The organism is Herbaspirillum sp. SJZ099 (assembly GCF_007828355.1).
Lineage (GTDB): Bacteria > Pseudomonadota > Gammaproteobacteria > Burkholderiales > Burkholderiaceae_D > Herbaspirillum.
Genome location: NZ_VIUO01000015.1, coordinates 39,194 through 46,580 on the forward strand (window position 1 = coordinate 39,194; position 7,387 = coordinate 46,580).

The window sequence follows — 7,387 nt, forward strand, 5'->3', positions numbered from 1 at the left end:
GGGTTTTTTTATTTCCCCATGACTCCAGCCAGGCAATCGTGCGGCCACGCTCGATGACTTGTTTGGCTGCCTCGATCTTGAATTCATCTGCGTACCGCTGGCCGATCCACAGGCACAGCGATTTTTGGATCGCTATTTGAAACAGGCGCGCGCGTCGATCGTTACGGCATGTTGACTTGGGAAGTTAATCAACGGGTTCGCTACATTCTCAGGCAACGGAGTCTGAAAGCGCGCGCGAATCGATGTGGCGATGCCCGCACTATCGAGCCGACAATCAGCCAGTAGCTTGGCAGGGTCGCCATGATCGATAAGTTGATCGGGCAACCCGAGCTGCAGTACAGGTAGATTCATACCCTGTGCGAACAATGCTTCGGCACATGCGGAGCCTGCCCCTCCCATTACGCAGCCTTCCTCTACCGTCACGATGGCATCATGCGTAGCGGCCAAGTGGTGGATCAGATCGATGTCCAGCGGCTTGACGAAACGCATGTTTGCTACCGTTGCATCGATTAATTCTGCTGCGCCGACTGCTGGCTCAACCATGGCGCCAAACGCAAGAATGGCGATGCGCATCTTCGACGGTTGGGATATATGTCGGAGCGTTTCCCCTTTGCCAATGGGAATCGCTGTCATCTCCTTGACTGTTTCGATCCCTGTGCCAACGCCACGGGGATAGCGAACCGCGGTCGGCGCCGATTGCTGTAGGGCGGTGTACAGCATTTGGCGGCATTCGTTTTCATTCGACGCGGCCATGATGATCATGTTGGGGATGCAGCGCAGGAATGCCATGTCATAGCTACCAAGGTGCGTCGCGCCATCAGCGCCGACGATTCCCGCTCGATCGATAGCAAAGACAACAGGCAGATTTTGTAGCGCGACATCATGAATCAGCTGGTCGTATGCCCGCTGAAGAAATGTTGAATAGATAGCCACCACAGGCTTCAAGCCTTCGGCTGCCAGGCCTGCGGCAAAGGTCACGGCGTGCTGTTCTGCGATACCGACATCAAAGTACCGATGAGGAAAGCGTTTCTCGAACTCCACCATTCCTGAACCCTCACGCATGGCCGGTGTAATGCCAACCACCCGCGAGTCCAGCTCTGCTGCGTCACATAGCCACTCTCCGAAAACCTGTGAATAGGTTTTCTTTCGTGGCGTTACCGACGGTTTTATTCCTTCTTTCAGATTGAATCTTCCCGTGCTGTGATAAAGCACGGGATCAGCTTTCGCGGGTGAATAACCCTGGCCTTTTTTTGTCACGACATGCAAAAACTGCGGGCCATGTAACTGCTTTATGTTTTCTAAAACAAGAATGAGCGAGTCCAGATCGTGACCGTCTATCGGACCGATATAGTTGAATCCAAATTCCTCGAATAGCGTCGCGGGAACAATCATTCCTTTCGCGTGTGATTCGAGTTTTCGGGCGAGTTCACGCACGGGTGGAACGACATTTAGCACGCGTCCTGCGCCTGTGCGCGTTGCAGCGTAAAAACGGCCCGACATCAGGCGAGAAAGATACCGGTTCAGTGCACCGACAGGCGGTGAGATCGACATGTCGTTGTCATTCAGAATCACCATGAACGGCATGCCTTTTGCGGCACCAACATTGTTCATGGCTTCGAACGCCATGCCAGCGGTCATGGCACCATCGCCGATGACGGCAATCGAATGGCGCTTCACCTTTTGTAGTTTTGCCGCGATAGCCATGCCGAGTGCGGCCGATATGGACGTGCTCGAATGAGCGGTGCCGAACGCGTCGTATTCCGACTCGGCCCGAACGGGAAAACCTGAAATCCCGTCGGGCTGCCGCAGTGTGTTCATCCGCTCTCGCCGGCCCGTAAGAATCTTGTGTGGATAGGTCTGGTGGCCGACATCCCAGACAATCCTATCGTGGGGCGTATCGAAAACATAGTGCAGAGCGATGGTCAGCTCGACAACGCCCAGATTGGGAGACAGATGGCCTCCCGTCTGTGAAACGCTGTCGAGCATGAATGTGCGCAATTCATGCGCTAACTGCGGCAAATCGCGACGATGCAGGCGCCTGAGGTCTGACGGGGTATCGATAGTGCTCAACAAATCGTCCATGGCTGTCATGTATGGGTCTAGATTGTTGCAGGATCGATTTTTTCCGGATCGATGTTGTACCGAAGGATTGCCTCTCGGATTTTTTTACGAGGCAGATATCCCTCATCGGCCAGCGCTTTGACCGCTGCGAGAACGATGAAATGACGATCCACCTCGAAGAAGGTGCGTAGCGACTCGCGGGTGTCCGACCGGCCGAAACCGTCCGTGCCGAGGGTGACGAATCGGCGATCATTGACGAAGGGGCGAATCTGGTCGCCGATGATCTTCATATAGTCGGTCGCCACGACGACGGGACCGGCACGGTCTTGCAGGCATTGCTGGACATACGGGATGCGCGGTTCGTCTTCGGGATGCAGCATGTTCCAACGCTCCGCAGCCAACCCATCGCGGCGCAGTTCGGTCAGGCTGGTGGCGCTCCATACATCACTGGAAATGCCGAAATCCTGTTCCAGCAGTTCACTTGCGGCCATCACTTCGCGCAGGATCGAACCGCTGCCCATCAGTTGTACATGCGGTTTGCTGGCCTGCGTCGATACGGTTTGCTGTTTCTGGCCGTCGCGCAGCAGGTAGAGCCCTTTGAGAATACCGGCTTCGCTGCCTTCCGGCAGGGCCGGATTCGGGTAGTTCTCGTTGAGCAGGGTGATGTAGTAGTAGATGTCTTCCTGGTCCGCATACATGCGACGCAGGCCGTCTTGGATGATGACTGCCAGCTCATAAGCAAAGGTCGGGTCATACGAGACGCAGTTGGGAATGACCGACGACAGCACATGGCTGTGGCCGTCATCGTGCTGCAAGCCTTCCCCCATGAGCGTGGTGCGACCCGACGTGGCGCCCATCAGGAAGCCGCGCGTGCGGGCATCGCCTGCGGCCCAGGCCAGGTCGCCCACGCGTTGCAGGCCGAACATGGAATAGAAGATATAGAACGGGATAGCCGGCAGGCCATGATTGCTGTAGGCCGTGCCTGCTGCGATCCACGATGAGATCGCACCGGACTCATTGATCCCTTCTTGCAGGATTTGGCCATCCTTGGCCTCTTTGTAGTAGCTCAGTTGGCCCGCATCCTGCGGAGTATAGAGCTGCCCCATATACGAGTGGATGCCAATTTGGCGGAACAGGCCTTCCATGCCGAAGGTGCGCGATTCATCCGGCACGATGGGGATGACCAGCTTGCCCAAGTTGGGGTCTTTGAGCAGCGTAGTCAGGATGCGCACGAAGGACATGGTGGTCGACACCCCGCGCTCGCCGCTGTCTTTGAGTTGCGTGGCGAAGGCACTGAGCGACGGCACCGTCAGCGGAGCGACCTGACCGGAACGCGACGGGACATAGCCGCCCAGCGCAGCCCGACGTTGCGCGAAGTAACGCGCTTCCTCGCTGTCGGGCGCAGGTTTCAGGTAGGGCATTTCTTCGAGCTGGTCGTCGGACACCGGCAGCGAAAAGCGATCACGGAACGCACGCACTGCATCCGCGCTCATCTTTTTCAACTGGTGGTTGATGTTCTGGCCTTCGCCAGCCTCGCCCATGCCGAAGCCCTTGACCGTCTTGGCCAGAACGACCGTGGGCCGGCCTTCCGTGTTGACGGCTTGTGCATAGGCCGCATGCACCTTCTCCGGATCATGGCCGCCGCGTGTCAGCGCCCAAATCTCATCGTCCGACAGGTGCGCCACTAATTCCAGCAACGCGGGATACTTGCCGAAGAAATGTTCGCGCACATAGGCGCCATTTTGCGACTTGAAGGTCTGGTATTCCCCGTCAACGCATTCCATCATGCGTTGACGCAGCAGTCCGCTGGTGTCGCGCTTGAGCAGGTCGTCCCAACCACTGCCCCACAGCACCTTGATCACGTTCCAGCCCGCAGCCCGGAAAGTGCCCTCGAGCTCCTGAACGATCTTGCTATTGCCCCGCACCGGACCGTCCAGACGTTGCAGATTGCAGTTGACGACAAAGATCAGATTATCGAGGCGTTCTCGCCCGGCGACCGAAATGGCCGCCAGCGATTCGGGTTGGTCCATCTCGCCGTCGCCCAGGAAGGCCCACACCTTGCGGCCTTGATGTTCCAGCATTCCACGGTATTCGAGATATCGCATGAACCGGGCTTGATAGGCCGCAGTCAACGGGCCAAGGCCCATTGACACGGTGGGGAACTGCCAGAAGTCAGGCATCAAGCGCGGGTGGGGATAGGAGGACAGGCCATCACGCCCCGCTTCGCGGCGGAAGTTGTCCAGTTGCGCTTCGGTGATGCGCCCTTCCAGGTAGGCGCGTCCGTAAATGCCCGGTGCGGAATGGCCCTGGATGTAGACCATATCGCCGCCGAATGTCTCGGTGCGCCCCCGGAAAAAGTGATTGAAACCCACGTCATAGAGCACTGCCGCCGACTGGTAGGTAGCAATGTGCCCGCCGACATTGGAGTGTTTGCCAGCGCGCAGCACCATGACCATCGCATTCCAGCGGATATAGGCGTTCAAACGCCGTTCGATGCCAATATCGCCGGGGTAGGCAGGCTGCCGGTCTTTTTCTATCGTGTTGACGTAGGCGCTGGTGACACGGCCATGCAAATCACCGTGCCGGGTGGCATCGAAGTCGGTGAGCTGGTCGATCAGGTAGTGGGCGCGCGAACGGCCTTCGACCGTCGTGACGGCATCCAGCGCTTCCAGCCACTCTCGGGTTTCTAGCGGATCAGCATCGACCAATGCGAGGGGTGAATTCATGGCGGGTTCTCCAGGGAAAATGACGCGTTAAAGCAGGACTGCGTTCAGCCAACCAGGCGGGCGAGACACAGTCACGGAGTCTGATCTATGGATTGCAATTGCAATCGTAGCGATTGCAATTCTAAGTCAGTTATAATTGCAAATGCAACTAAAATACGAAAGGAGCCTGCCATGACGAAGGATGGAACGGATCTGTGGTTCTCGTTCGTGCACACCCATCGTTTGATGATCCGCGAGGTGGAGAGCCGCTTGGCAGCGGCCAAGCTGCCCCCCTATGCCTGGTACGACGTACTTTGGGGGCTGGAAAGCGGACCCGATGGCACACGACGGATGCACGAACTGGCCGACGCACTGGCGATAGAACGCTACAACCTCACACGGTTGGTAGACCGCCTGGAGCAAGATGGGCTGGTCCAGCGTACGCGCTCGGCCGAAGACGGCCGCGCTGCGTATGCCACCATCACGAAGGAAGGACGCACGCTACGCAGGAAGATGTGGAAGGTCTACGAAAGTACCGTCGCAGAGGTTTTCCTGAGCCAGTTCAGCGCCGACGAGCAAGGCAAGTTTTCCGCAGCGCTGGACCGGGCCGCTGCTGCGGCCCGCGTTCAGGGTGGCTGAGGGTTGCTCAAGCGAGATTGCGCTGTTGGATTTCAAGCCAGCGCATATCGCCTCAATGCCTCTTCGGCATATCGCATGGGCAAGGCGTGCTCATCGCCAAGCGCTTTGAGCGCAGCAGCCACAATCCATTGCGCACTGGGAAATCCATTCGCATCCCGGCCAGAGTCGGCTCCCATTGCAACAAAACGAGCACAGATGAAACCGCCGATCTGATCGGCAATGTGCTGCCCATATCCAGTGATGGCCAGAACAGGCGATTGCCCAGACCCAAGGCACGCCTGGATATGCGATGTCTTTTTCTTTGAGAGCGGATTGAGCATGTTCCAGCGTTCGACCTCACGGCCTTCTCGCGCCAGGCGGGTATAGCTTGGGCAACTCCAGACCTCGCCGGGGATGTTCCAGTCTTCTCGTAGCAGCCTGGCCGCCTCGACCGCTTTCCCCAAGGCCTGGCCGGCTCCCAGCAATCGGACTGCCGGGGCTCTGGACTCGGGTGCGGCAAGGAGTCGATACATGCCCTTGTACGCATCATGTACATCGGCTTGCGCTGGCGCAGGTACTTTGCCGTTGTCATCGTGCAGAGTCATATAGAAGAACCCCGGCTCGTCGTCGACGTACATGGCTTGCATGGCAGAACGCAAAATAGCGAGTGCCTCCTGTCCCGATGCGGGATCGTAGGGGATACCGTTCAAGCTGCTGGCAAGCCAAAGCGGAACCGCAGGATGCACGCTTTTGGGCCACCGCGATGAAGTTATCTCGGCATCGTTGCACAGAATGCCGCGATCGGCTGCTTCGCATATCGCTGCGCGCAATCCTGCTACGGATTCGGAACGAAGCAGGTACAGCAATGGCATCTCGACGCGCCCGAGCCCATCTCGAAACCAAAGCGGCCACGCACTGATGTTGCCCAAGCCCGCTCGCTCGAGTGAGTGTGCCTGGGCGGCTGACTGCCCGGGAGAGGCTTGCACCACCCAAGCCTTGCCGTTGATCGCATCGTCTTGGGACAGATTGCGGGCGATGGCTTGGATAGCGCTGTAGGGTGAAGCGGCGAGGCAAGCTCGCTCCATATCTTCGGCTGCAAGTTTTTCAAGGCACGCAGCCGCTGCCAGCCTGGTTTGCGGCATGGACAATGGCGGGCGAAGACGCTTCAAACTCATGTTTGACCTCTGTTGATGGGCTTCTTGCACGACTTGGCATCGTGGTTTACGATTGCATTTGCAACGATTGTAACTGCAATGCTAATCATAAACAAGGATAGACATGACACACGCCATCGATCTCGCGTTCTACACGGCGGACACACCCAATGGGCAGAAGGTCAGTATCTTTCTCAAGGAGGCTGGACTGGCTTATGAGCAGTTCGATCTTGATCTTGGCAAGGGCGACCAGCATCAACCGGATTTCCTCAAGATCAACCCGAACGGCAAGATCCCCACCATCGTTGATCGCAAGACCGGCCTGGCCGTCTTCGAGTCGGGCGCCATTCTTTCCTACTTGTCATCGCAAACGGGGTGCCTGTTACCTCCGACTGAGGCCGAAAACGTCTCAGTACAGAAGTGGCTGCATTTCCAGATTGGCGGCATTGGCCCAATGCTGGGACAACTATGGTGGTTTTTGCACGCCTCTAAAACGGGCAATGCCGAAGCAATAGAGCGATACCGGAAGCAATCGCTTCGTCTTTACCAAGTTGTGGATACCCGTCTGAGCGAATCCGCCTTCATCGCCTCGGAAAACTACAGCATTGCCGATATTGCCGCATTTACCTGGCTGAGGACCTGGGACGAGTTGGGCCTGGACATCACCCCCTACTCGCATGTCCAACGCTGGCTTGACGTGATTGCCGCACGACCGGCGGTACAGGCAGGACTTCTGGCAAATAAGCCGACCTCCCTGACCGGCCTGAAACAACTGGTCCAGACTTAAAGTTAGTCTAAGCGGCAAGCCGCAGTGGTGCTGGGGTTGTTGCCGGCAGCGTAGCCTGCGGT

General features: G+C 57.6%; 5 protein-coding genes. 2 read left to right on the forward strand and 3 right to left on the reverse strand.

Annotation, left to right across the window (positions count from 1 at the left end):
- Nucleotides 1–132: 132 nt before the first annotated feature.
- Both dxs and aceE read right to left on the reverse strand, forming a co-directional pair.
- A complete protein-coding gene (gene dxs / locus FB597_RS19820) occupies nt 133–2,082 on the reverse strand; it encodes a 1-deoxy-D-xylulose-5-phosphate synthase (RefSeq protein WP_144770484.1) in 1,950 nt (649 codons plus the stop codon).
- Between the two features lie 17 nt (nt 2,083–2,099).
- On the reverse strand, nt 2,100–4,787 hold the full coding sequence (gene aceE, locus FB597_RS19825; RefSeq protein WP_144770479.1) for a pyruvate dehydrogenase (acetyl-transferring), homodimeric type: 2,688 nt from the start codon (nt 4,785–4,787) through the stop codon (nt 2,100–2,102).
- A gap of 171 nt (nt 4,788–4,958) precedes the next feature.
- Between aceE and FB597_RS19830 the strand changes: the two genes are divergently transcribed.
- The gene (locus tag FB597_RS19830) at nt 4,959–5,405 is read left to right on the forward strand and encodes a MarR family winged helix-turn-helix transcriptional regulator (protein WP_144770480.1); all 447 of its coding nucleotides are present in this window, start codon (nt 4,959–4,961) and stop codon (nt 5,403–5,405) included.
- Between the two features lie 32 nt (nt 5,406–5,437).
- On the opposite strand, the gene FB597_RS19835 is transcribed toward FB597_RS19830, so the two are convergent.
- On the reverse strand, nt 5,438–6,559 hold the full coding sequence (locus tag FB597_RS19835; RefSeq protein WP_144770481.1) for a pyruvate dehydrogenase: 1,122 nt from the start codon (nt 6,557–6,559) through the stop codon (nt 5,438–5,440).
- Between the two features lie 103 nt (nt 6,560–6,662).
- Between FB597_RS19835 and FB597_RS19840 the strand changes: the two genes are divergently transcribed.
- A complete protein-coding gene (locus tag FB597_RS19840) occupies nt 6,663–7,325 on the forward strand; it encodes a glutathione S-transferase family protein (protein WP_144770482.1) in 663 nt (220 codons plus the stop codon).
- Nucleotides 7,326–7,387 lie beyond the last annotated feature (62 nt).

Bases quoted from the DNA above. Each gene is read 5' to 3' on its own strand.
- FB597_RS19835 (WP_144770481.1), bottom strand. From the start codon at position 6,559: ATGAGTTTGAAGCGTCTTCGCCCGCCATTGTCCATGCCGCAAACCAGG.
- FB597_RS19830 (WP_144770480.1), top strand. From the start codon at position 4,959: ATGACGAAGGATGGAACGGATCTGTGGTTCTCGTTCGTGCACACCCAT.
- FB597_RS19840 (WP_144770482.1), top strand. From the start codon at position 6,663: ATGACACACGCCATCGATCTCGCGTTCTACACGGCGGACACACCCAAT.
- dxs (WP_144770484.1), bottom strand. From the start codon at position 2,082: ATGGACGATTTGTTGAGCACTATCGATACCCCGTCAGACCTCAGGCGC.
- aceE (WP_144770479.1), bottom strand. From the start codon at position 4,787: ATGAATTCACCCCTCGCATTGGTCGATGCTGATCCGCTAGAAACCCGA.